Source organism: Novosphingobium sp. HR1a (assembly GCF_015594425.1).
In the GTDB taxonomy this organism is placed as follows: domain Bacteria; phylum Pseudomonadota; class Alphaproteobacteria; order Sphingomonadales; family Sphingomonadaceae; genus Novosphingobium; species Novosphingobium resinovorum_A.
The window spans coordinates 176134-199383 of the sequence record NZ_JABXWS010000102.1; the positions used below are offsets into that span (position 1 = coordinate 176134).

The window sequence follows — 23250 nt, forward strand, 5'->3', positions numbered from 1 at the left end:
ATGACAAGCATGCGGTCGCAAATTGTCGATCCTGATAGGCAGTCTTTGGAGCAGCATCTGTAATGGCCGAACCTGAAAATCCCGCCGATGTCACGGCATTGACGGTGCAGTTGCTGAGCGCATACCTCACCAATAATACCGTTGCTTCGGAGAACCTCGCCGATCTCATCCGCACAACGAGGGAGGCGTTGGCGCAGGATGCCGCTGCTTCAGCGCCAGCTGAGGAGCCTGAGGTGCACACGCCAGCCGTGTCGGTGCGAAAGAGTATATCGTCTCCTGAGTATCTCATCAGCCTCATCGACGGGAAGCGCTACAAGACGCTCAAGCGCCACTTGGCTGCAAATGGATTGACCCCGGAGACCTACCGCGAGCGGTACAAACTGCCGGCGAACTATCCCATGGTCGCCCCGGACTTCGCGGCCAAGCGCCGCGCCATTGCGGAGCAGATTGGTCTCGGCAATCGCCCGAAAACCGCCAGCGCCGTAGGCAATGCGGAGCCCGTTGCAGCGCCCCTGGCCGGGGCAAGCACTGAGCCTGCTGCCGAGAGCAAGCCATCGGCTGCGGAGATCCCTGCGGTCAAACCGCCAATCGCCAGGAAAGGGGCCCCGAAATCCCCAGAACCAGCAGGCAAGGCGAAGCGGAAGGCGGCTACCAAGCCAGTCAAAGCTAAAGATAATACGCCAGTTTCTGCCGCTGCGGAGGGTGACAAGGTTGCTTCGGCCGAGCCAGTCGCACCCGAGGTGAAAGGCAAGCCTAAGCGCAGTCGGACGTCCGCCTCGGTAGTCGCGGCAGATCCACGAAAGAAGCGTGCGAAGAAGGACGCAACGGCTGACGTCGCGCCGACTCCAATCGCCGAAGCAATTCCGGCGGGCGCGCCGGCACCCGCACCGACACCGGTTCGCAAGCCGCGAGGCAAGTTGGGGCTATTCGGCAAAGGACAGGCGACGCCGGGTGACGGTGATCCTGCATCTGAGGGACAAATACCCTCTGAACCCGCGCAGGCCGCGAATCCGACCAAGGCGCCGAGGGCCAAGCGGATGGCACGCGCGCCGAAAGCGACCACGAAAGACGCTGGCTGAGTTTGCGTTCTGCCGTCTCGATAATGTTTGGGCGAGCAGTGTTCGGACGTGACGGATCTGGTCGTCGGCTCTAATGGCCGCCGCCCATTGAAAGAAGAAGGAATTGCTATGAACAACAATGATCTGGCCGATGCGATCGCCACCGATGCCGGCCTAACCAAGGCAGATGCGCGCAAGGTCGTCGACGCCGTGTTCGATGCGATCGCCGATGCGGCTGCCAAGGGCGAAGAGATTTCGCTGAACGGCTTCGGCAAGTTCAAGGTCAAGGACACGCCTGAGCGCGAAGGCCGCAATCCGGCCACCGGCGAAGCGATGACGATCAAGGCCGCCCGCAAGCTGAGCTTTACCCCTGCCAAGGGCATCAAAGACAAGCTTAACGGATAATCATTGGAGAGGCGGCGCCCCAGCGAGGCGTCGCCTTTTGCCCGAGCTACCTGATAGTGCGCTTGTCTTGCAGTCGGTGGCGGTTAAGTGGATGCAATGACTGCATCGGACCTCGAACAGCTGTTGATTGCCCGGCTCATTCGGGAACGCGGTGGCACATCGCAAACATGGCGGCGAGCTCTCGGCAAAATCATCGTTCGCGACGCAAGAACCTATCCTCATTGCAATTGGGATGTCAGGCCCAGCGGGACAGATAGGCAACGTTCCGCCATCGAGCGACTTCTCGACGACGTACGCCTTGAACACTCAATCATCGTTGCCAGCTGAGAGTAGGGCGCACGGGAATGGCCGGGCCTGGGACTTTCCGGAATTTCGGCTTCAAGATCATAGCCTCAAGAAAGCCGACATTCGCAGTCCTCGAACTAACGAATAAGGAACGGCGGTAGAAGCCCCATTCCGGTCATTGGGCTCGCAACCATCGGCCTCAAAAGCGGACATCGGTTCGGTGTGCTAAATTGCTGACCATCGCTAGGCGGCGACACACCCTGACTAAGCCATAGATCTTTCAAGCCTTAGCTTGCGGCGTTCCCAGTCAGGCATGACTTTTGCCAGAAGGTCGTAAAACGCCCGACCATGATTGGCCTCCGTCACATGGCAGAGCTCATGGGTGATTACGTAATCGATAGCGTCAAGCGGAGCTTCGATCAGCCGACAGTTCAGCATGAGTCGCGCACCGGGGGACATGGAGCCCCAGCGTTGCTTCATGTGGCGCACGATCAGCCCTTTAGGGCGGCGTGCATCGCCATCAGGAAACCGGGTAAGGTTCACATCAATCCGTTCGATGAATTTGGCTTGCGCCTTTTGTCTGTACCACGCTTCGACAAGATCCTTGGTCACGTCGGCGCTCAGCGGGTGATGGGTCTGTACGACAATGTACCCACGGGTCATCTTCACGATCTGCTGAACGTGCGGGACCACTTTCAAACGATATTGTCGTCCAAGATAGCGATGAGTTTCGCCAGCCACATATTGCCGCGCCGGGAGCCGGGGCATGAATTGGGCGAAGAAGCGCTGTTGGCGAACAATCCAAGCCGCCCTTTTGCGCACTTTCGCTGCAATCGCATCCGGTGAGGAATCCAGAGGCGCTGCAACAACCACTGACGTGTCGGGCTCCACCGCGATTTCCAGCGTTTTGCGCCCCCGACGCACAACCGCATAATCAAGGTGCATCTCACCATAAGCGATACTGAAATGTTCAACATCAGTCATGGGAAGCGAGCCCGTGCGAGGTCCAGGATTTTTTGTTCAAGATCGTCGAGCATTTCGACCGGGACCCCGATCCCTTTTGCGTCGCGGAGTACGTCGAAAAAATAGTCATCGATGGCGTTGCGCATGTTGTTCTGAGCGACGTCGTTGCTCCAGACCCCCACTATGTGATGGGCCTTGATGATAGCGATGATGTCCAACGCCACTTGCGCTGCGGCGTCCTGATCAATCTCCAAGCCGTCCTCACTGGACAATCGGCCATCGAGCAGGCCGAAAAATGCCTGACCGTCATCATTCCCCTTCACTGCCTCTGGCACTTGGCGGCCACGGTCCTTACGCGCCACCTTGCTGGCCAGATCGACCACACTGTTTAGGTAATCGCGTTCCGAAAGCCTCCGTTCTCGATAGGCGCGTATTGTCTCTTCCAGCAGGTCGGAGAACTGCCGGTAAAATGCCGGATCTTCTTCCATTTTCTCGGTGATCGTGCGGCGAGTGGCGCTGGCGATGCGGTCTGCCTTCGAGCCTTCCGACACGCCATTTTCGTCGACTACAGCCTTTAATGCCTCGGGGTCATTGATGTTCACCACTTCAATGATCGTCTCGACGGGCAAGGCCACAACATGATCGTCAAGCAGCTTCTGTATCTTGGGCTCAAATTCCTTGATGTCGACGATTTCCTGATATCGCAGCTGGACCGAACGCCGCAGTTCCGAAAACCGTTTCCAGTCGCGCTTCATCGTGTCGGTCTTGGCCTCATCGAACACGTCAAGGAATTTATCTGAGGACATGGCGATATGCAGGCACCGGCCATAGTCTTTGAGACGCGCATAGAAATCGTGCCGGATCGCGTCATCGGCCAGGAAACGCTCAAATTCCTCCATGTCCCTCTTGTTGCGGACAGATTTGAACAAATCCCACAGCTGATCGTGGAGCTGCGGCAGTCGGCGTATCTCTTCTCGCACATCATGCACGGTGCCAACGAGGTCCCCGTCGTCATACCCTTCAAAGGCACTGTATGTGGTCAGGGCACTGTCCAGCTCGCCCAGCAACCCTTCATAATCGATTATGAAACCGAACTGTTTTTCAGCGCCGTCCTCTTCAAACAGCCGGTTCACACGCGCGATCGCCTGAAGCAGGTTGTGCTCCTTCAATGGCTTGCACACATACAGCACCGTATTGCGGGGCGCATCGAAGCCCGTCAGCAGCTTCGACACCACGATTAGGATTTCCGGATCACCCGACCCTTTGAAGGTATCAATGATCTGCCGGTTATATTCCTCCTCGGTTTTATAGCGCACCATCTGCTGGTCCCAGAACTTGCGGACCAGGTCTTTCGATTCCTTGTCGACCTCCTCGTTGCCCTCATTATCGTTGGGGGGCGACATGATGATCTCACTAGTGACATGGTCGATCTCGTCCAGCATCTCCTTGAACCGGATTGCTGCGGCCTTCGACGGCGCCACCAACTGCGCTTTGAACCCGGTGCCCTGCCAGTGCTGACGGTAGTGCTCCGAAATATCATAGGCTTTCGCCCGGATTGCTTGGCCGGTCGTGGACAACGCATCCATGTGAGAGAATTTCCGTTTCAGGTCTGCCTTTTGCTGATCGGTCAGTCCTTCACTGATCTTCTCGAACCACTTGTCGATTACGGTGCCAGAAATCTGCTGCTCGACCATTCGGCCTTCATAAAGCAGAGGCACGACGGCCTCGTCGGCCACCGCCTCATTGATGGCATACTTGTGGATCAGGCCGCCGAAGGTCGAAAGGGTGTTCTTGTCCTTCTTCAGCAGCGGTGTGCCGGTGAAACCAAGATAGCAGGCATTTGGGATCAGGCGGCGCATCTTGGTAGCGAACTGGCTGTGCCCGCCTAGCTTGCCCGTCTGGGTGCGATGGCTCTCATCGACCAGGACGAAGATATTTGCGTCCTCATCCGGCTGCACATTACCGCGCAGCGCGGTATCGAACTTGTTGATGATAGTCGTGATCAGCGGCTTCTTTTGCTCGATCAGCTCCAGGAGGTTGGCTCCGGTCGTCGCGCGCACGGGCTCCATCTCGCAGGATTTGAACGTGCCTTTGATTTGCTTGTCGAGGTCATCGCGGTCCGTCACGATGATAATACGCGGGTTCACGATGACCTTGTCTAGCGCCAGCGCGCGACCCAGCATCACCATGGTCAGCGATTTGCCGGACCCTTGCGTGTGCCAGATCACGCCTCCCTTGCGGACGCCATCAATGCCGGACTGTTTGACGCGCTCGACCGCCTTGCGGATGCCAAAAAACTGCTGGTGCCGGGCAACCTTGCGTACACCACCATCAAAGACGGTGAAGCGGCGGATCATATCAAGCATCCGTTCGGGACGACACAAAGCGTAAATTGCCCGGTCCTGCACCGAAACCGTGCGCGGCCCTTCGGCGGCCATGGTGTCGAAATAGCGCCGTGCGCCGGCAAAATCGCCTGAGAACACGGCATCCTTTTCTGCATCGGTTAGCGGTCGATTAGCGAAGGGAGCGATAGTTTCGTCGGTGTCCTCCTCGTCCCGCCATGTGCCCCAGAACTTCTGCGGTGTTCCGACCGTGGCATAACGCGCATCCAGGCGGTTCATCGTCAGAAGCATCTGCGCGAAGTGGAACAGTTGCGGGATGTTGTCTTCGCTTTGATACCCAATCAGCTGACTGCCGGCCTTTTTCAGGCTTTCTGTCGGACGCTTGTTCTCGATTACCAGCACCGGGATGCCATTGACGAAGGCAACGATATCACACCGCTTGGTCTGCGTGCTGCCGCTGCGCTCGACGGAAAATTCCGCAGTGACGTGAAGCGCGTTGTTGCCCGGATTGTCCCAATCAATGAAGCGGAACGAGTAGCTTTTGGAATCGCCGTCGATCGCCTTGGTGATCGTGGTGCCCAGCACCAGCGTATCATAGATATCCTGGTTGGTTGCCTTCAGCCCCCGGATACGATCAGGAGTCGGCTTCACCCGTCGCAAGGCCTCGTGCGCATCCTCCAAGTCGAAAGGATACTCCCGTCCGCGGTGCATGAACCGGTTGATCCGCATCAGGTTTTCGGTCGCGATGTCGTCTAGCACGACATTGCGCAAACGATCACCGCGCAGCGCCAAAGCCCCGGCCTGCGACAGCGGCGTAAATCCAAGCGCCAACAGCATTTGCAGAGCGGGGATCTGGGACTGATGCTTTTCGGCGGCTTCAAAGCTCACGGCCAAACTCCAAAGGGGTGAAACTGACTGAAATCTCATGAGGCTGGGCCGTCTGCCGCCCCAATGATTGGTTTTCCTTGGCCCACGAAAGGGCATTGCGCGCCCAAAGCCCGTTTGCTTTTTTGCCGCCAGGGCAGCGTCGAGCCCAGCCAATCATTTGCCTGTTACCACCATGAGCTTGAACGCATTGATCGCCTTAGCTGCTTCGATGCGGGACACTGCTTTGCGGCAAAACTTGGCCACCCGCTGCGTCTTCCCGGAGGGCTGTCGCATCTGCGTGCAATCCAAGTCGAAAAGCATCCCGCCGACGGCGTTGAGCGAATAGCGGTAGATGCTAGGGCCACTATGGCCGCATTCGTTCCCAGCTGCATCAACGGTCCAAAAGCCGGGATAGGCCAGCTTTTCCAAAGCACGCCGCATGTCCAGTGAACTGGCGTAGCGCTGCGCTGGGTCAGGATGCACTGCCTTCAGAATCACCTTTCTAACTGCCGTTGGAACATGCGCGGGGAAATCAGCGGCGGTCAGCAGATGACCAGAAGCAAGTCGCGCCTCGTAAACGGCTTGGCCGTCCTTCGCCCACAGTGCGCTGAGATGCGTCAATCCGATCAGCAATCGCGCCAATGTCATCCCAACCTGGAAAATGTCAGAGCTGACCCCGACTGTGTTCGTGGCGCGAACCTCAGGCGCACGATGGAGCAGATAGGCATTGGGTGCCGGAACAGGCTGACCATTCTGCGATACGCCCGTGATGCCATAATCCGACAGGAGGGCTTGGCCTTGGCTGCCTATGAGAATGTTGCCCGGCTTGATGTCGTTATGGAAAAAGTTCTTGGAATGCAGGTGGTCGAGGCCCTGCAAAATATCACGACCGATACGCAGCACATCCGTCAGCGGCACAAAGCCTGCGGGATTGGCAAGCCTTTCTACCGAGCCAGCTGGATGGAAATCCATCGCCAGCATCACGAATTCGGAACCGGTATCGCCAACCACATCCGCCTGATGCACATGGACAAGGTTGTTATGGGTCAGCCGATTGCCGATCTGAGCCTCTTTCAACCGCGCATCCACCGTCATACCGGGACGCAGGATTTTCACAGCGAACTCACGGCTCAAGGCAGCGTCCCTTGCCAGCCAGACCTCACCGAAACCGCCGGTGCCGATCAGGCTCAGCAACTGATACTTGTACAGCTGCATGCCCGGCGCAAAGGTAAGGGGGGCTAAGGCGTTCACGGGTGACAAGCCCCCCACCATGCGACGTTGATGGCATCCGCCATGCCGTCATCCCAATATTTTTCAGTCCTGCCAACACGCGCTTCCGCCAGCGCCTTGGTCTTGGCCTTCGTCGCCGCGATCTGGTTGTAAGCCAGCGCACAAACCGGGACGTTCTTGTGGGCAGCAGCCAAAAGGACTGCGGCATCAATGTAGGCTGATTTCCGCTTCGGCTTCGTATCGCTCTGGGTGAACTCGTTGGTCTTGATCATCACCTTGGCGATGTCGGGGTGGGCTTCAAGAATCCGCACGATTTCGGCATAGATCCACTTTAGTCGTTCGCTGTCAGCGTCGTCGCCGATCGCAGCCGGGACGGTCAGCTTGTTATCGCCATTGGCATTTTCGAGCTTGAACGTCGTCCCGTCGTAGGAAAGTACAGCATAACGCGGGGCCTTCGGATTGCCCCGGAAACCGAGAACCTTCATGCTGCAACTCCTTCAATGTTAACGGCCCATTCGCCCGCCAGCAGCTTCTGCATCAGGCCGCGCTTCTGGCGCGTGACAGCGGCGATTTCGCGGTTGGTCAGATCGACATCCGCTTTTGCGGCGTTGAGCACAGCGACAATGGACCGCTGCTCTTCGATCTGCGGCAGGCGGAGCTGTAGAGCAGCCAAGTCGTCGTAATAGGTTCGCTGACGAACGCTGCCGGAGCCGCCGGCGTTGATGTGATGGATCCACCAGCGAGTTTGGCGCAGGTGGTCGAGATAATCTGACTCAAGCCCGTCCGGACAGCAGGCAAACACGACGTAATCCGGGCTAACGAGAAATGTCTCCATGGCCTTGTTCATGGCGATGGAACCAACGTTGATACGCATCGGATTATAGGCGAAGCCGAGTGGAGGAAGCAGCAGGTAGCGGCTGATATCGCCAGCCACGGTCTGTTCGCGCATTGGGACAAGGCCACGCGCGTTACTGACCCCCATTACGGCCGAGCGATCAAACATGTGTTTACTGTTGCGCTGGGTCAGTGCCCGCGTGACCTCCCCCAAACGCCTAATAGGCCAATCTGTATGCGCATTGCCCAATCGCATTGAGCCGAAAAGCAGTGAGACACGCAGCGAGTCTAGACGGCGCTCCTTGGCCTTGCGAAGGAAAGATAGCTTTTCCAGGCACAAATCCCAAGTCCTCAGGATCGCGGCAATCTTGCGCTGTTCAGGGAGGGGAGGAAGGTTGAACCGGAAACCAAGAATATCGCGGAAGATCAGCCCTGGTTGAGCCCCAACCTGCGTTACAGCAGCAATCTGTTTTCGGCCTGCGTGTGATTCAAGCAGCGCAAGAACCAACCTAACTTCTGCTTTGCAAGGGTCTATCGCTAGCCGGGCATTCGTCTGGCTAACGTTCGCGCCTTCTAAGTAATTTGGGACAATCGCTGCGGCACCGACATCACCTTTGATCGTGATTACAATGTCACCTGCCTTCAGGCGAGCCCGCACAAAAGCCCGTTCAATGCTGGGTGCTACCCTTCGGAATTCCTCTATGGGGCGCCATCCGAATGAAAAGTCTCCACCACGAACTAGCGGGATCCCTTCTGGATCATGCTCTCCAGGTTGGACAACACCGTAGGTGATCGGCCGCCGTGGGTCGATTAACTCGCCAAGGAGAAAGAATTTCCATCCTTTACGCATCGACGCCCAGCTCCTTCAAATAAGCCTGCATCTTAGCGCGCACTTCGGTCAATTCGCCCTCAATCCGGTCGATCTCTTCCTGCACGGAAGCGACGTTGATTTCGTCTTCTGCTTCAAAGGTGTCGACATAACGGGGAATATTGAGGTTAAAGTCGTTTTCCGCGATCTCTTCGTGGCTGGCACGGTGCGAGTATTTCGTCTCCTCGGCACGGGCACGATATGTCTCGACGATACGGTCGATATGACCAGCTTCCAGCAGGTTCTGGGTCTTCCCCGGAGTACAATCGCGGCTCGCGTCGATGAACAGCACATCGCGCCGATCGTCGTTTGCACCGCCGTTCTCGCGGCTGCGATCAAACACCAGAATGGCAACAGGAATACCGGTGGTGGTGAATAGGTTGGCAGGCAGGCCAATCACGGCGTCCAGCAGGTTTTCCTCGATCAGCGCCTTGCGGATCGCTCCCTCGGCTCCACCACGGAACAGCACGCCGTGCGGAACGATTACCGCAACGCGGCCAGTTTGGCGCCTAGCGATCTCGATCATGTGGCTGATGAAGCCGTAATCGCCTTTGGACTTGGGCGGAATACCGCGCCAGAACCGCTTGAACTGGTCATCCCCCGCATGTTCCGCACCCCATTTGTCTAGGCTGAACGGCGGGTTGGCCAGCACCACGTCGAACTTCATCAGATGGTCGCCCTCGACCAGCGCGGGGCTATTAAGGGTGTCACACCATTCGATACGCGCGGCATCCTTGGCGTGCAAAAACATATTCATCCGCGCCAGCGCCCAGGTCGCCCCGTTCACCTCCTGCCCATAAAGCGCGAAATTGTCGGACCCCACCTGCTGCGAGGCCTGAATGAGCAATGAGCCGGAACCGCAAGCCGGATCACAGATCGTGTCGCCAGGCTGCGGGTTGGCCAGCTGCGCCAGCAGGCCCGATACGGCAGAGGGCGTGTAAAACTCGCCCGCCTTCTTTCCGGCGTCCGATGCGAAGCGTGAGATCAAATAGATGTAACATTCGCCGATGATGTCTTCCGAAACGCGCGAGGGGCGCAGATCGAGAACCGGTTTGGCGAAATCTTCCAGCAGGTTCTTCAACCGCCGGTTGCGGTCCTTCACCCGCCCCAGATTGGCTTCGGAGTTGAAATCGATGTTGCGGAATACACCTTCCAGCTTGGCGATGTTGGCGGTTTCAATGGCCTCCAACGCCTCATTGATCAGCTCTCCGATGTTCGCTTCGTTGCGGCGTTCGTACAGGTCATAGAAGCTGCCCCCTTCCGGCAGGACGAAGCGCTCGCGTTCAAGCCGGCGACGAATCCGGGCTTCGTCCCCCCCAAATTGCTGACGATAGGCTTCGACATGCTCGTTCCACTGGTCCGAAATGTATTTCAGGAACAGCATGACAAGGATGTAGTCTTTATATTGTCCGGCATCGACAGCGCCACGGAAGGTGTCGCACGCGGCCCAAGCCGTCTGGTTGACCTGCTGCTGAATCTGTTGGTCGGTCATGGTCAAAAGCCTTTCTGCTGGGCACCGGATTGCGCGAGGTCGGCAAGCACGCGGCCGGTAAATTGGGTTCGCCTGTCGGCGAGTTGATGAAGCAGCGCCGCTTCTCTGTTCGCCAGTTCGGCGACCTGAACAATGGAGCGCTGCGTGGAGATGTCGGGCACCGGGATGGTAACGCCCTCAAGACTGCTCTTGGGGATCATGCGTACAGTCTGCCCTTGCGCTCCAAGAGCAAGCTGCCGCTGGGCATCCGGCTGATTGATCGCCCAAGCTAAGTATTCCGCAGTGATGAGTCCCAAATGCGGGCGGAGGACGATCAGGGGAAGCAATGCAACGACGGGATCCGTTATGCTGTCCGGCACGGCGTAGGCTAGATTGACCAGCCCGCGCGATCGAAACACCACGTCACCTGGATTGATAGCGTATCGCTCAACCTGAAGGTCGAGATCGAACCGCTGCAAACCCACAAGGTCAATCGATCCATCATCACGAAGGTCACGAAGCTGCATAGCCAGCACGCCACCCGCAGTAGCTTGGTCGAGCCTGCCCCGCGGGGTGAAGCCAGATTGAAATCGACATACAGCGTCGAGCCGCATAAAATTCTCCTGTAGGATGACTACAGACATAATTCATCGATTCTAATAGTCAATACGCTGTAGGCGACCTATAGCAAGATTTCCGACCGGGTCACTCGGACTGGCGAAAATGCTCGATTTACATCGTTCTACACCGTTATCTGAGCGTCGGGCATCGGACGAGGTGCGCCGTCCGCACACAAACTCGCTTGCTGCGCACAATTCGGATGGCTGCTCGCCACTATCGGAGTAAGATGGAGCCACCCTGATCTGCCCGCTCTAGTCGGCATCGCAACCCGCCCTTGAGCTGAGCAACGCGCCTGTCGCTAGGTATGTGTCCAGAGAAATGATCCGCACGCTACGCCGCTCGAGCAGATGCTATCTTCGCAAGCCGACTCCAAACCGGAAATCGCCTTTCGGCCAGTTTTAGGCATAGAAGATGAAGTAGCAGCTGGGAACTGAGGATCGGCCCCTGAACGGCGACTTTGGGTCGATCCTCCCCCACCGTCCGGCAGCGAGGTGTATAGGTGAAGTATTCATGTCGCTTCCCATAACGACTGGATTAGCGCGTATCGGTTGCTGGGCCACCATCGGTCGTCGCCAGGATGTCGACGCAATGGTTATTTTAACGCCTTCCGTGGCGGTACGTGAGCATTCGCATTATATTAGCACGCCCCGACGCTAAGTAGGAGAAGCGTGAATTGTCGAAGCCACAGCCAGTCGCCGATCTTGCGGCCCGTCTGATCGCCGCCAAGACCCAGACTGCGATGGTCGCGCTTCTGCGCACCGAGGCACGTCCCCCCGCATCGAAGGCGCTCGCGTCGGAGGTCAAGGCGCACGTCAATGTGCTGGAGCGCCATCTGGATGACAACCGGCCGAGCGAGTCCATCGCGACTGCGCTCGCCATGGTCTTCCTGGACGCGGATCACGCGATCGCCTGCGTGAGGCGCGAGGGGGTCCTGCGGGCGTCTCGCTACGGTTTTCGCGGTTCGCTGATCGGAAGGGTCGCCAAGGCCGCGCTTGGTGTCCGCGACCTGCTGGCCGCGTCGCCCGACCGGATCGCGTATCTCGAATCGGTCGAGGCGCTCTCGCGGCTCGCTGGCAACGCCCTCGTCCTGCAGCGGGAGATTGAGGCGACGATCCGGTCGCGCCGCGCCGAGGTGCTGAAGACCGTGTTGGTGATGGTCAACAACCTCTTCTACCACGGCTGGCTGAACGACAACGAGGCGAGTTCCCTGAGCGGCCATCGCTACTCCTCGGAGGAGTATGCCGAGGCAGCGTCGCTGGTCCTGCGCACCTATGCGTCGATGTTCTCTGTCGACGGCGCCAGCTTCGCGTATGTGGACGCGCACGCCGTGGGCAAGAATGCACAAGTCTACGAACGACTTTTGCTCGCCGCGATCCGTCTCACCAAGTTCAGGGAGGCGGAGCTGTTCATCGACGGCCTCCCGTACCGGGTCGACGGCGCGGGCGAGACCATCTCCGTCTCCTCCATCGATTCCGACGTCGAGCGCTCGATCCGTCTCGGCTACATCCAGGCGCAGAACCAACGGATGATACGATTCACCCATCTGCAGGAGGCGGATCCAGCCGTTTCCATGCGGTCGGTGATCGATCGCGGCTTCGACTGTGGCAGCTTCCAGCACCTGCTAGAGCTCCTCGAGCAGCCCGTTCGCCGGTTCGTTCTGAAGCTGCCGGCCGTGCCAGAGCTGTTTGAGCAGTTCTTTGGGCGCGACGATCTGTTCCGTGACGAACTTGAGATGCTGCTCGCGCTCGACGTCGACAACTTCGGCACGTTCGACGAGCTGATCTTCCCGATCACCGACCGCGTGACCTCAATGGATATTTTCAAGGTGCAGCGTTACTTCAACTTCCTCAGCTGCGCCTATCAGCGACGTCTGGCCGACCTCGAGGATCCGGCCGAGCGCGGGGAGCTGACGCTGACCTCGACTCTCCTCGTCATCCGACAGGCCGACCTCGTTGAGCAGATGCGGCTGATCTTCGGCGATGAAGACAAGTCCCGGGAGATCATCTCGCTCCTGACCATGGACCCGACAGAGCCGCACCTCGACCTCCAGTACCGCCCGTTCGTGGGCGCCGGCGGCTACTATGTGATCGCGCCACACGTGGTCGCGGCCTCGAACCTCGTGCGCAACACGATCGTCGCCAACCGCCTCCGCGCCACCGCCATCGGTCCAAGGGACCGCATGGTCCATGCCTTGGCCGAAGCCCTCCGCTCGGTTGGCTTCCTCGTCCGAAACGACTTCAAGACGAAGATCGCCGGCAAGGAGCTGGAGCTGGATGTCGTCGCTTGGCGCGACGGGTCGCTCTTCCTTTTCGAGTGCAAGAACGCCTACCATCCGGTGTCCGTCCACGAGATGCGCAACAGCTGGGACCACATCCGCAGCGCAAGGAAGCAGCTCGACAAGCGGCGCGAGGTCCTTACCGAGGCTGCGAATCAGGCGGCGCTCTTCCAGAAGCTAGGTTGGGAGGTCGACGCACCGTGCGACGTCCACACCGGCATCGTCATCGCGAACCGCGTCTTTCACGGAGCCAGCCTCAACGGCCACCCGATCCGGCAGGCCCACGAGCTGATCAATGTGCTGACCAGCGGGCGCATCGTCGCGGACGAGGACAGCCTGTCGTTCTGGATCGGCCCCGACTTCCAGATCGCTGACTTAATCGCCTATCTCGGCACCGCGTCGATCGCCACCGATCAGCTTGAGATGCTGGATCCTCGCGAGTGGCGCTATTCCATGGGATACCGCGAGCTCGCGTTCTCGTCCTACGTCCTCGACATAGCCAAGTGGGACCGCGAGCTGCGGGCTAGGCATGGCCCTCCGATCCCTGGAGGCCGGCGAGAGGCTGCCGGCTGAAGCATCAGCGAACCGGGCCGCTGCTCTCGCGCAAAAGTGAGGTTTCGGACGGGAGTGATTCATGGCGGAACAGTACCGGGTGAAACGGCGTTTTTTATCATCATTCGCGGGCAAGTGGTCCGCTAATGTAGACAGGATCAGCACTGTCTTTCTGTCTGCTTTAAGGTGCCCGCCATATCGGAAGCGGACAGGCAACTGACGGCCAGTCCAAGGCATCCAGAATGGGAAGAGCTGCCGGTCCGCACCTGGGAGCGTAAAATTGGCGGCTGAATGTCTTGAATGGGTCGGTGGATGAAACGGGACTGACAGGAGCCCCGTTTCAGATTCTCATGCCGCGACCGGGATTGGATTATCCGCAACGCTTTGATTGAAAGCATAAACCAGCGCATGTTCCTGCGCGCCAGGATTGTCGCGCAGCGGCTTTACCGCATCGACCAGCACTTCTGGATCATCCATTTCAAGCGCCACCAGCGTCTGTTCGATGAAGTCGTCGAGCGGCATCGCGCGCGGATCACCGCTTTTGTAGATCAGGTCGGTATCGACCCATGGCGGAGCGATCTCTTGGACCCGCACGCTGCTGTCGCGAAGTTGGAAGCGCTGTGACAGAGCGTAAGAATGCAGCGCTGCCTTGGTTGCCGAATAGATGGCGTTCGTCGCGAGTGGCACAAAGGCAAGCACGCTGGTGGTATAGAGGATAGTGGCTTCGGGCTGAGCCTTGAGCTGTTCGATCAGCGCCGATGTCATGCGGATCGGTCCCAGCAGATTGGTAGTGACGAGCCCCAGTGCCATGCCGTCGTCGATTTTTGCTGCCGCATCGTCGAAAGGCATGATCCCCGCATTGTTCAGCAGCACATTGGTCGCTGGGAAATCGCGCATGACCGCTTCGGCGGCATGAGCGATGCTGGCCGGGTCGGTGATATCCAGTTCGATCGCAGCCATGCCGGGATTGGCGGCCGTGACTTCGTCCAGCAGAGCGCGGCGGCGCCCGGAGATGATGACCTGGTTGCCGCGCTTATGCAGCGCTTCGGCCAGGGCGCGGCCGATGCCGCTGGTGCCGCCAGTGATGAAGATGGTGTTGCCGGTGAGTTTCATCGATTCTGTCCTTCTCTCTGATCGCAGGATCAGGCGGCGGTAGTTCCGACGCGAGCGACGCGCGGGAAGTCGAGGCTGGTGCCGACGATGTTGTTGATGCTGTTGGTCAGGATGCTGACCGCGACATGGGCGATCGTTTCCAGTATCTCGGCGTCGCTCAGGCCGGAGGCCCGGGCCCGATCCAGAACGGCCGTGCCAGCGCGCCCATGATCGGCGTTCACGTCCAGCGCCAGCGCAAGGATCGTTGCGGCATGGCCATCACTGGCCTCGCCGCGCTGGGCATCGGCGAGGTCGGTCGCGGACAGGCCCGCCGCACGCCCGGCCCCCGTGTGGGCGGCAAGGCAATAGTCGCAGCCATTGGCAGCTGCGACGGCAATGGCGATCTGTTCCTGAACCTTTGCGGGGATCACGCCCTCGGCGAGCGCGCCGCGTCCATCCCAGTAGACATCCAGCACAGCCGGGGCCTGTGCCATGACACGGAAGAGGTTGGGCACCTTGCCCATCCGGGCCTTCGCCTCGCGGAAGATGGCGGCGGTGTCGGGCGTGGCATCGGCATCGGAAAGAGGAGTAATGGTCGACATGATCTTGTTCCTTCTTGAAGAGAGTTCAGGCCGCTGTGCGGGCGGCAAGGCCGAAGCGGGCGGCGGGCGTGCTGGCGGGCAACTGGGGGCCAAGAGCGGCGCGGGCGGCTTCGAACGCATCCCAGAGGGCGCCGTCGGCGAGCGCAGGGATCGTGCTGAGCTCGCCGCGATCGAACCCGACCAGCGCGGCATCGACCATGTCCTCGGCGCGCATCACGATTTCCGTAGGCAGGTTTTCGACCGGCAGACCGCCGATTGCCCAGAAATCAGTGGCGGTGGCGCCGGGCAGGACCGACTGGATACGGACACCCTTGTCACCCAGTTCCTTGTGAAGCGACTGGCTGAAGGCCTGAACGAAGGCCTTTGAGCCGCCATAGACGCCGTTCAGTGTTTCAGGCGTAATGGCCACGATCGAGGCAATGTTGATAATCGCGCCCCGTTCGCGCGCCACAAAGGCGGGAGCGGCGGCATAGGCCAGCCGCATGGGGGCGGTGACGTTGAGCCGGACCATCGCCTCCATGCGGTCGACATCGCTTTCCAGCAGGCTGCTGTGCGTCCCGACACCGGCATTGTTGACCAGCATGGTGATGCTGGCGTCGCTGCGCAGCACCGCCTCGACCCGGGCGAGGTCTGCGCTGTCGCCAAGGTCAGCCGCGATAACCTCGACCGCGCGGCCGGTTTCGTCAGAGAGGCTGGCGGCGAGTGATTGCAGCTTGCCTTGGTTGCGCGCAACCAGGATCAGGTCGTAACCGCGACGGGCGAGGCGATCGGCATAGATGGCGCCGATCCCGCTGGATGCGCCGGTGATGAGGGCAGTTCCATGCGACATGGATGTTCCTTTTTCGACAAGCAGTCGGTGACTTTCGACACCCCATTTATGGATCGGATGGACCTTGTCTTAAATGACGTATAATGACATGATTTAGGACATATGGAGATGAACCGATGCCGCATGTCGCGATGGTGCTGACACCGGGCTTCCAGTTTCTGGCGTTGGGCGTGCAGGCTGCCTTCGAACTCGCCAATGTCGTGGTGGAAGAACCTTTCTACACGCTCGGCATCTACTCGATTGACGGCGGGCCGGTCGCCTCATCCAGTGGGTTCGATGTGCCAACTGTGCCTCTTGGCAAGGCCGGGCCGGTCGATACGCTTCTGTTGATGGCTGGCTTGATGCCGCCGCCGTTGCAGGATGCGAAAGCTCTGTTCGCGCTTCATGCCGCCGCGCTGCCCGCACGGCGCATTGCCGGGCTTTGCACCGGCGCCTTTCTGCTGGCGCAGATGGGGCTGCTCGATGGCCGCCGCGCCACGACGCATTGGGCCTATGCGCGGATGATGCGCGATGGCTTTCCGAATATCCGCGTCGAGGAGGATCGCATATTCATCAACGAGGGATCTGTCTGGACATCGGCCGGACTGACCGCTGGGCTGGATGTCGTGGTCGCCATGGTGGAGAAGGATCTGGGGGCGGACGTCGCGCGATCGGTTGCCCGCCGGCTGGTGATGCATCACCGCCGCGCTGGCGGCCAATCGCAGCACAGCGAGATGCTGGACCTGGCTCCCAGCAGTGATCGCATCCAGAAGGCCCTCGTTCACGCCCGCAGTCATCTGCAAAATCCCCTGACGGTCGAGGAACTGGCAGAGGTGGCGGCACTTTCCCCACGCCAGTTCAGCCGGGCCTTCCGTGCAGAAACCGGGCAGTCGCCGGCCAAGGCTGTCGAACAGCTTAGGCTCGAGGCGGCCCGGCTTCTGCTGGAAGATACGCGCCACAGCCTGGAAGCGGTGGCGCGTGAGGTTGGCTTCATCGATCTGCGCCGTATGCGCGAGGTGTTCATGCGCAACTATGGACAGCCGCCTCAGGCCCTGCGCCGGTTGATGCGCACGGCCTGAGGCATCGGCTCAACCGATCCGCCGCAATCGCTCAAGTGACGGCGGCGCAGCGAGCAGGTGCTCGAAGCGAGCGGCAAGCCCGGTAAAGGCTGGTGCAGCGGCATGGGTATCCAGCGCAGCCTGATCCGCCCATGCCTCGATCATGACGATCACGCCCGGCTCATCGCGGCTCTCATGGGCGAGATAGGCGATGCAGCCGGGCTCTGAGCGGACCTATGGCAATATCGCCTTGATCGCGCGCGCCAGTTCGTCCGCCTTGCCCACCTGCGGCACCAGGCGCGCGACTAGATGCACGGTGGCATCGGCCGCCGCATCATTCATGCTGCCAGCCTTCCAGGACGATCTTGCCGCGCGTGGTCGCGCTTTCGATCTGGCGGTGGGCGGCGATCAGATTGGCCGCATTGATCGGCGACAATGTCTGGGTCAGCGTGGTCCTGATCGCGCCCTGATCCACCAGCTTGGCGACCTCGTCGAGCAGCCGCCCCTGTTCTGCGACATCGGGCGTATCGAACAGCGAGCGGGTGAACATCAGTTCCCAATGGACCGAAACGGCTTTCCGCTTGAAAGCGATAATGTCGAGGCTGGCGGGATCGTCGATGAGCGCGAAGCGCCCCTGCGGCGCGATCAGTTCGGCAATGTCGGCCAGATGGTGGTCGGTATGCGTGGTCGAGAAGACGAAGGCTGGTGCATCAAGCCCAAGAGCCGCGATCTGCGGTGCCATGGGCTGGCTATGGTCGATGACATGATGCGCGCCCAGGCCGCGTACCCAGTCCTGCGTTTCGGGGCGCGAGGCAGTGGCGATGACCGTGAGGTCGGTTCCCGCCCGTGCGATCTGGATCGCAACCGAGCCGACGCCGCCCGCGCCACCGATGATCAGCAGGTTGGCCGGCTCTTGTCCCACCTTGTCCTGCACCCGCAGGCGATCGAACAATGCCTCCCAGGCGGTGATCGCGGTCAGCGGCAAGGCGGCGGCTTCGGCCACTGAAAGCGTGGAGGGCGCGCGTCCAACAATGCGCTCGTCGACGAGTTGATACTGGGCATTGCTGCCATCGCGGGCGATGTTTCCGGCGTAGAAAACCGGGTCGCCGACCTTGAAACGGGTGACATCCGGACCAACGGCCTCGACGATGCCCGCCGCGTCCCAGCCCAATATGCGCTCTGCTCTGCCCTCAAAGGGCGGGGCACCGGCGCGGACCTTGGTATCGACGGGATTTACCGATACCGCCTGCACCGCAACCAGCAGATCGCGGCCTGCGGCAACGGGACGTGGCAATTCGACATCCACGAGCGCGTCTGGTCGGTCGAGGACGCCCGCCTGATGATAAGCAATGGCACGCATGAGAGTACTTCCTTTTGCAGTTGCCTTGCCTATGTGGTCACAGTGCATTCCCATGCGATACGCACAAATATCGCCTATAGTGTCGAAAAGGATACCGTCTCTTGGCCAAGCTGCGCCATTCCCGCCTGGACTGCACGCCCGGCTGCGCGGTGGAGGCCGCCATCAGCCTGATCGACGGCAAGTGGAAGGCGGTGATCCTTTATCATCTGCAGGACGGGCCCGTCCGTTTCAACGAGTTGCGGCGTCGTAGCGGAAGCGTGACGCAGCGCATGCTCACGAACCAACTGCGCGAACTGGAAACCGATGGACTGATCGAGCGCGAGGTATTCGCGCAAGTGCCGCCCCGGGTGGAATATCGCCTTTCGGAGCGTGGAGGCACCCTTCTACCGATAATCGAGGCGCTCAAGACATGGGGCGATGCGAACATGGATTTGTTCGCTCGGCGATAGATGATGGGTCCTTGCGGGAACTTGTAAGCGGACAGTCGTTAGCTGAAAGCGAAAAATCGGTGATTGAACGGCAGCAAAAGGTAGACGGCGGGTCGGCAGCCACGTGCCCTGTTCGGCAGCATCAGCCACTTCGATGCAATCCCCAGAAGCTGCCGTCTCCGCCTAACCCGTCAGCCGGTATGAGCCGCCGTCTCTGCGGCGTAGCCCTTGAGCTTGCCTAACGGCTGCTCCTCCTCAGCAGTAGTGTCGGGCGATGTCTGCCGCTCCTGTTCGCAATTCAGCTCGGCACCCAGCAAATTTGCCACAAACGCGCTCTTCAACAGTGGGCGGCTGGAGCCGGGAATGTCGGTTCCGACAAAGCCGGGCGTGGGGACGTCAGGTGCCCGGCGGCCAAGTCGAGTGTATCAAGCAGAAGGGACGCCAATGATCATGTCGTGGACCTTCAATGCCAATGCGTCCGCTGCAAACGGCTTTGTCATCATGTCCATGCCCCCACCTAGAAAGTCCGATCGTATCGCGGCATTCTGCGCGTATCCGGTGATAAAAAGCACTTTGAGCTCTGGTCGTACCTCGCGGGCGATCTCCGCCAATTGGCGGCCGTTCATTCCCGGCAGACCGACATCGGTGACCAGAAGATCGATGCGTTCGTCCGATTGCAGCAGTGGAAGGGCCGATGTTGCGTCGGTGGCCTCGATGGCGTTGTAGCATAGTTCACGAAGGACTTCAGTAACGACGAGGCGCACCGAAGGATCATCCTCTACGACCATTACGGCCTCACCGCTCCCGAGCGGGAACTGGGCCTCGCGCCGCTTCACGACTTCCTTTTCGCCATGGCTGCGAGGTACGAACAGCTTGACCGTGGTCCCAAAGCCAAGCTCGCTGTAAATACGAACATGTCCACCTGACTGCTGGGCAAAGCCGTAGATCATCGAGAGGCCAAGTCCGGTGCCCTGACCGACAGGTTTGGTTGTGAAGAACGGCTCGAACACCTTTTCGATCGTCGATGGGGCCATACCGATCCCGGTGTCGCTGACGCTCAGGATTACGTACTGGCCTGGCTCAAGGCCCGGATGATCTCGGGTGTAATGTTCATCAAGATAGGTATTGTCGGTCTCGATGATGAGGCGGCCACCGTCGGGCATCGCATCTCGGGCGTTGATGCACAAATTGAGCAACGCACTTTCAAGCTGGTTGGTGTCGGTGGAAGCTGCCCACAGATCGGCCTGGAAATGCGTCTCCAACACCGTCTGCTCGCCGAGTGTCCGCTCGAGCAACTCGCTCATGCCGGAGACCAGACCATTGATGTCTGTAGGTTTCAGATCGAGTGATTGCCGTCTGCCGAACGCCAGCAGTCGCGACGTGAGCGCAGCCGCGCGCTGAGCGGAAGCATTACCGGCAATGATGTATCGATCGACCCGGTCAAACCTGCCGGCAGCGATATTGCGCTGGATCAGATCGAGACTGCCGACGATCCCGGTGAGCATGTTGTTGAAGTCGTGCGCGATGCCGCCGGTCAACTGTCCCCATGGATCGGGGTGCCGTCATAGTTGGTGCCATAGGCGACCAGCGGCCAACCGTAGTTGGCGCCGCGCCGGATCAGGTTAATCTCGTCGCCGCCTTGCGGCCCGTGTTCGCCGTCCCACAGATCGCCGGTCTCGGGATGGATTGCGATCCCCTGCGGATTACGCTGGCCATAGCTCCAGATCTCGGCGCGCGTGTGGTTCTCGGCCGCCTGATCGCTCGAGAACGGATTGCCGGGCGCCGGCTTGCCGTCGGTCGTGACGCGCAGGATCTTGCCGAACCAGCTGTACAGCGATTGCGCTTCGTCGCGATACGGCGAGAAGAACCGCTCGGATAGCGACACGTACAGATAGCCTTCCCGATCGAACACCAGACGCGAGCCGTAGTGCTTCCGTCCGACAATGCCCGGCTCTACGCGCAAAATGACGGTTTGATCCTCCAGGCTGTAGCTCGGGCCGTTGTCCGCCGATTGTTGTTGAAGCCTGGCCCTGGCGACGGCGATTCCATTCTCGCCATTCCCGCGCGGCTCTACATAGGTGAAGTAGATCAACCGGTTCGCCGCGAACTGCGGATCGGTCACGACATCGAGCATCCCGGCATCTGCGCCATAGACGACGTTCGGGACTTTCAGGACGTTGCTGATGATCGCGCCCGTCTGCAGGTTCACGATACGCATGGCACCGGGCTTTTCGGTCACGACGGCCCGATGGTCGCCGATGAAGGCGAGTCCCCAGGGGTGGTTGAGATTGGTCGTCACGACGCGAGCGTCGAACGGGGTGCGGGTGACGACCGCTCGCGCGCGAGTCTGGCCCGCAAAAGCCGGCTTCTGGGCAGGCGAGATCGGCGCGTTGCGCGGCAGCGGCTGCCCGACGCGTGCACCAGTCTCTGGGGCCCTGACACCCTTGGTGGGAATGTCTTTCATGTCGATGATCTGCGCTGCCGCGGGCAAGCAGATCAACCCGGCGGCAGTCAGGGCAGATAAGGTGAGCAGGCGCATGATCGGTTCCTCGGGCAATCCACAGCCGATGATCGCTGACGTGCCGCCGGACGCTACGCATCCGGTTGAAGGACGATACGGTCTGCTTGGGCCGGCGCTTGATTGCACCGTTGCTGTCGATAACTCGAAACTGCATCAAAGAGATGCCTCCGGCTGCGCAACTTTTCCTCATCACAGTGCTGAGTAAAGTAGATGAGCCGCAGCATGCGACCGCGCGTTATGCTTTTCCTCCGCCAGCACTTGTGCCCAGTTCGCGAGGGCGATCGGTCTAGTCGTGCCAGCGTTTGCGAACACGAGTGGGCAACCTGCTCAATAAACAGTGCAAGAAAAGGCCCGTCGATGACGTCAATTCGATTTTTGCTCCCTGTTGCGCTTCTCGCGGAAGCGACCTCGTGCTCGTCGGCAGGCGGAAGAACTTCCCGTGCAGGATTTTCGGACGCCACGGCCGCTAATGTTCCGGCCGCGCCCAATCTCCATGCGCTCGACGCCGCGATGCTGGACGTAGACAGCGATGGCGACCTTGATGTCGCGGTCGCAGTCGAGAACGATGTGAGCCGGCTCTACCTTAACGACGGCAAGGGCAAGCTCAGCTGGCGGCAGGGCGCGTTCGGCACCGCGCGCCACGACAATGAGCATGTCGAGACCGCCGACTTCAACAAAGACGGCCATGCCGACCTCATCTTTGTCGCCGAGTACGATCAGGACCACCAGCTCTTCCTTGGTGACGGCCGGGGCGGATTCGTCGACGCGAGCGACCGGCTTCCCGCGCAAAGCCAAGCAAACGGTCTCGCCGTCGGCGACGTAAACGGCGATGGGCTGCCTGACATCGTCGTCGGCAATTCCGCCGAAAGTCGGGCGGAACGGAGAGCGCCCGCCCCCCAGGATTTCCTCTGGCTGAACACGGCGACGAACCCGGGCCACTTTGTCGACGCGACCGCTACCCACATGCCCAAGGATGCGGAATATGCCCAAGGGATCGCGCTCGCTGATCTGGACGGCGATGGCGATCTCGACATGTTCGTGGCCAATGAAACGCCGCCGAACCGCCTCTTCCTCAACGACGGGAAAAGTCATTTTTCGGATGCGTCGGACCGGCTCGATCTGAAGGTGCCGCTCGAGACACGAGAGGTCCATGTCTTCGACGCCAATCGTGACGGCAGGCCCGATATCCTCTTCCTCAATCTCACCAGCAATAATCAGGATTGGGACAAGGACCCGCAGAGCCGCCTGCTGATCAACGACGGCGAAGGCCGCTGGCGGGACGAAACCGACACGCGGCTGCCCAGGCATCGCTTCTCCAGTTGGGGAGGATCGGTCGTCGACTTCGATCACGATGGTGCGCCGGACCTGCTGGTCGGCGCCATCGAGGTGCCTAGCTTCAAGCCCTTGCAGCTTCGCGCGTGGCATAACGACGGGTCGGGACACTTTTCCGACCAAACGGTAAGCGTCGTACCGCAGGCCACGGTCGGCCGTAGCTGGAGTATGGCGCAGGGCGATATCGACGGCGACGGTAAGCCAGACATTTTCATTGGCGGGTGGGGAACGCAGGCTCGTTTACTGCTCTCCGGCTCCGGAAGCGCCCGCTGACCGGA

21 protein-coding genes and 1 pseudogene are annotated in these 23250 nt (G+C 60.1%); 7 read left to right on the forward strand and 15 right to left on the reverse strand.

What is annotated here, in order from left to right; genetic code table 11:
- The first annotated feature begins 62 nt into the window (after window positions 1-62).
- Window positions 63-1079: a MucR family transcriptional regulator gene (locus HWN72_RS27335; RefSeq protein ID WP_211151890.1), complete on the forward strand. Its 1017-nt coding sequence runs from the start codon at window positions 63-65 to the stop codon at window positions 1077-1079.
- Window positions 1080-1187: 108 nt separating this feature from the next.
- Window positions 1188-1463: an HU family DNA-binding protein gene (locus HWN72_RS27340; protein ID WP_211151936.1), complete on the forward strand. Its 276-nt coding sequence runs from the start codon at window positions 1188-1190 to the stop codon at window positions 1461-1463.
- Between the two features lie 549 nt (window positions 1464-2012).
- Here HWN72_RS27340 and HWN72_RS27345 read toward each other — a convergent pair.
- From HWN72_RS27345 to HWN72_RS27375, 7 genes are all read right to left on the reverse strand, one after another.
- Window positions 2013-2732, reverse strand: a complete 720-nt coding sequence (locus HWN72_RS27345) for a M48 family metallopeptidase (RefSeq protein WP_211151891.1) — start codon at window positions 2730-2732, stop codon at window positions 2013-2015.
- A complete protein-coding gene (locus tag HWN72_RS27350; RefSeq protein ID WP_211151892.1) occupies window positions 2729-5941 on the reverse strand; it encodes a type I restriction endonuclease subunit R in 3213 nt (1070 codons plus the stop codon). Before HWN72_RS27350 ends, HWN72_RS27345 begins: the two co-directional genes overlap by 4 nt.
- A 153-nt stretch (window positions 5942-6094) precedes the next feature.
- The gene (locus HWN72_RS27355) at window positions 6095-7135 is read right to left on the reverse strand and encodes a serine/threonine-protein kinase (RefSeq protein ID WP_211151893.1); all 1041 of its coding nucleotides are present in this window, start codon (window positions 7133-7135) and stop codon (window positions 6095-6097) included.
- Window positions 7136-7167: 32 nt separating this feature from the next.
- A complete protein-coding gene (locus tag HWN72_RS27360) occupies window positions 7168-7635 on the reverse strand; it encodes a hypothetical protein (protein WP_211151894.1) in 468 nt (155 codons plus the stop codon).
- On the reverse strand, window positions 7632-8834 hold the full coding sequence (locus tag HWN72_RS27365) for a restriction endonuclease subunit S (protein WP_211151895.1): 1203 nt from the start codon (window positions 8832-8834) through the stop codon (window positions 7632-7634). The genes HWN72_RS27360 and HWN72_RS27365 overlap by 4 nt, the downstream gene beginning before the upstream one ends.
- Window positions 8827-10344 (reverse strand): type I restriction-modification system subunit M, encoded by a 1518-nt coding sequence (locus HWN72_RS27370; RefSeq protein WP_211151896.1) that lies wholly within the window; start codon window positions 10342-10344, stop codon window positions 8827-8829. Before HWN72_RS27370 ends, HWN72_RS27365 begins: the two co-directional genes overlap by 8 nt.
- A gap of 2 nt (window positions 10345-10346) precedes the next feature.
- Window positions 10347-10937 (reverse strand): restriction endonuclease subunit S, encoded by a 591-nt coding sequence (locus tag HWN72_RS27375; RefSeq protein WP_211151897.1) that lies wholly within the window; start codon window positions 10935-10937, stop codon window positions 10347-10349.
- 680 nt (window positions 10938-11617) lie between these two features.
- Between HWN72_RS27375 and HWN72_RS27380 the strand changes: the two genes are divergently transcribed.
- A complete protein-coding gene (locus tag HWN72_RS27380) occupies window positions 11618-13792 on the forward strand; it encodes a hypothetical protein (protein ID WP_211151898.1) in 2175 nt (724 codons plus the stop codon).
- A gap of 327 nt (window positions 13793-14119) precedes the next feature.
- On the opposite strand, the gene HWN72_RS27385 is transcribed toward HWN72_RS27380, so the two are convergent.
- The 3 genes from HWN72_RS27385 to HWN72_RS27395 are packed head-to-tail and all read right to left on the reverse strand — an operon-like array spanning window position 14120 to window position 16294.
- Complete coding sequence (locus HWN72_RS27385; RefSeq protein WP_036530003.1) at window positions 14120-14884, reverse strand: SDR family oxidoreductase; 765 nt, start codon at window positions 14882-14884, stop codon at window positions 14120-14122.
- Window positions 14885-14913: 29 nt separating this feature from the next.
- Window positions 14914-15465, reverse strand: coding sequence for a carboxymuconolactone decarboxylase family protein (locus tag HWN72_RS27390; RefSeq protein ID WP_036530005.1), 552 nt, complete (start codon window positions 15463-15465; stop codon window positions 14914-14916).
- A 25-nt stretch (window positions 15466-15490) separates the two neighbouring features.
- Complete coding sequence (locus HWN72_RS27395) at window positions 15491-16294, reverse strand: SDR family oxidoreductase (RefSeq protein WP_211151899.1); 804 nt, start codon at window positions 16292-16294, stop codon at window positions 15491-15493.
- 116 nt (window positions 16295-16410) lie between these two features.
- Here HWN72_RS27395 and HWN72_RS27400 point away from each other — a divergent pair, with 116 nt between their 5' ends.
- Complete coding sequence (locus HWN72_RS27400) at window positions 16411-17352, forward strand: GlxA family transcriptional regulator (RefSeq protein ID WP_069709738.1); 942 nt, start codon at window positions 16411-16413, stop codon at window positions 17350-17352.
- 9 nt (window positions 17353-17361) lie between these two features.
- Here the strand turns inward: HWN72_RS27400 and HWN72_RS27405 are convergent.
- Both HWN72_RS27405 and HWN72_RS27410 read right to left on the reverse strand, forming a co-directional pair.
- A pseudogene (locus HWN72_RS27405) lies at window positions 17362-17550 on the reverse strand (putative quinol monooxygenase); the annotation flags it as partial.
- Window positions 17551-17665: 115 nt separating this feature from the next.
- Window positions 17666-18691 (reverse strand): zinc-binding alcohol dehydrogenase family protein, encoded by a 1026-nt coding sequence (locus tag HWN72_RS27410; protein ID WP_036530009.1) that lies wholly within the window; start codon window positions 18689-18691, stop codon window positions 17666-17668.
- A gap of 101 nt (window positions 18692-18792) precedes the next feature.
- On the opposite strand from HWN72_RS27410, the gene HWN72_RS27415 reads away from it, so the two are divergent.
- Window positions 18793-19140: a helix-turn-helix domain-containing protein gene (locus HWN72_RS27415; protein WP_036530010.1), complete on the forward strand. Its 348-nt coding sequence runs from the start codon at window positions 18793-18795 to the stop codon at window positions 19138-19140.
- Between the two features lie 170 nt (window positions 19141-19310).
- Here the strand turns inward: HWN72_RS27415 and HWN72_RS27420 are convergent, their stop codons facing one another.
- The 3 genes from HWN72_RS27420 to HWN72_RS27430 all read right to left on the reverse strand — a co-directional run bounded on the left by HWN72_RS27420 (window position 19311) and on the right by HWN72_RS27430 (window position 21658).
- Entirely contained in the window at window positions 19311-19460 is a 150-nt protein-coding gene (locus HWN72_RS27420; protein WP_211151900.1) for a hypothetical protein, read from the reverse strand.
- A gap of 84 nt (window positions 19461-19544) precedes the next feature.
- Window positions 19545-20657 (reverse strand): ATP-binding protein, encoded by a 1113-nt coding sequence (locus HWN72_RS27425; protein WP_248006378.1) that lies wholly within the window; start codon window positions 20655-20657, stop codon window positions 19545-19547.
- The gene (locus HWN72_RS27430; protein ID WP_211151901.1) at window positions 20654-21658 is read right to left on the reverse strand and encodes a PQQ-dependent sugar dehydrogenase; all 1005 of its coding nucleotides are present in this window, start codon (window positions 21656-21658) and stop codon (window positions 20654-20656) included. Before HWN72_RS27430 ends, HWN72_RS27425 begins: the two co-directional genes overlap by 4 nt.
- Here HWN72_RS27430 and HWN72_RS27435 point away from each other — a divergent pair.
- Window positions 21657-21845 carry a hypothetical protein gene (locus HWN72_RS27435; protein WP_211151902.1) on the forward strand — a complete coding sequence of 63 codons (189 nt, stop codon included), beginning with the start codon at window positions 21657-21659 and terminating at the stop codon, window positions 21843-21845. The genes HWN72_RS27430 and HWN72_RS27435 overlap by 2 nt on opposite strands.
- 305 nt (window positions 21846-22150) lie before the next feature.
- Window positions 22151-23245, forward strand: coding sequence for a VCBS repeat-containing protein (locus HWN72_RS27440; RefSeq protein WP_211151903.1), 1095 nt, complete (start codon window positions 22151-22153; stop codon window positions 23243-23245).
- Window positions 23246-23250: the final 5 nt, after the last annotated feature.

Bases quoted from the DNA above. Each gene is read 5' to 3' on its own strand.
- HWN72_RS27335 (WP_211151890.1), top strand. From the start codon at position 63: ATGGCCGAACCTGAAAATCCCGCCGATGTCACGGCATTGACGGTGCAG.
- HWN72_RS27340 (WP_211151936.1), top strand. From the start codon at position 1,188: ATGAACAACAATGATCTGGCCGATGCGATCGCCACCGATGCCGGCCTA.
- HWN72_RS27345 (WP_211151891.1), bottom strand. From the start codon at position 2,732: ATGACTGATGTTGAACATTTCAGTATCGCTTATGGTGAGATGCACCTT.
- HWN72_RS27355 (WP_211151893.1), bottom strand. From the start codon at position 7,135: ATGCAGCTGTACAAGTATCAGTTGCTGAGCCTGATCGGCACCGGCGGT.
- HWN72_RS27360 (WP_211151894.1), bottom strand. From the start codon at position 7,635: ATGAAGGTTCTCGGTTTCCGGGGCAATCCGAAGGCCCCGCGTTATGCT.
- HWN72_RS27365 (WP_211151895.1), bottom strand. From the start codon at position 8,834: ATGCGTAAAGGATGGAAATTCTTTCTCCTTGGCGAGTTAATCGACCCA.
- HWN72_RS27370 (WP_211151896.1), bottom strand. From the start codon at position 10,344: ATGACCGACCAACAGATTCAGCAGCAGGTCAACCAGACGGCTTGGGCC.
- HWN72_RS27375 (WP_211151897.1), bottom strand. From the start codon at position 10,937: ATGCGGCTCGACGCTGTATGTCGATTTCAATCTGGCTTCACCCCGCGG.
- HWN72_RS27385 (WP_036530003.1), bottom strand. From the start codon at position 14,884: ATGAAACTCACCGGCAACACCATCTTCATCACTGGCGGCACCAGCGGC.
- HWN72_RS27390 (WP_036530005.1), bottom strand. From the start codon at position 15,465: ATGTCGACCATTACTCCTCTTTCCGATGCCGATGCCACGCCCGACACC.
- HWN72_RS27395 (WP_211151899.1), bottom strand. From the start codon at position 16,294: ATGTCGCATGGAACTGCCCTCATCACCGGCGCATCCAGCGGGATCGGC.
- HWN72_RS27400 (WP_069709738.1), top strand. From the start codon at position 16,411: ATGCCGCATGTCGCGATGGTGCTGACACCGGGCTTCCAGTTTCTGGCG.
- HWN72_RS27410 (WP_036530009.1), bottom strand. From the start codon at position 18,691: ATGCGTGCCATTGCTTATCATCAGGCGGGCGTCCTCGACCGACCAGAC.
- HWN72_RS27435 (WP_211151902.1), top strand. From the start codon at position 21,657: ATGATCGGTTCCTCGGGCAATCCACAGCCGATGATCGCTGACGTGCCG.
- HWN72_RS27430 (WP_211151901.1), bottom strand. From the start codon at position 21,658: ATGCGCCTGCTCACCTTATCTGCCCTGACTGCCGCCGGGTTGATCTGC.
- HWN72_RS27440 (WP_211151903.1), top strand. From the start codon at position 22,151: ATGCTGGACGTAGACAGCGATGGCGACCTTGATGTCGCGGTCGCAGTC.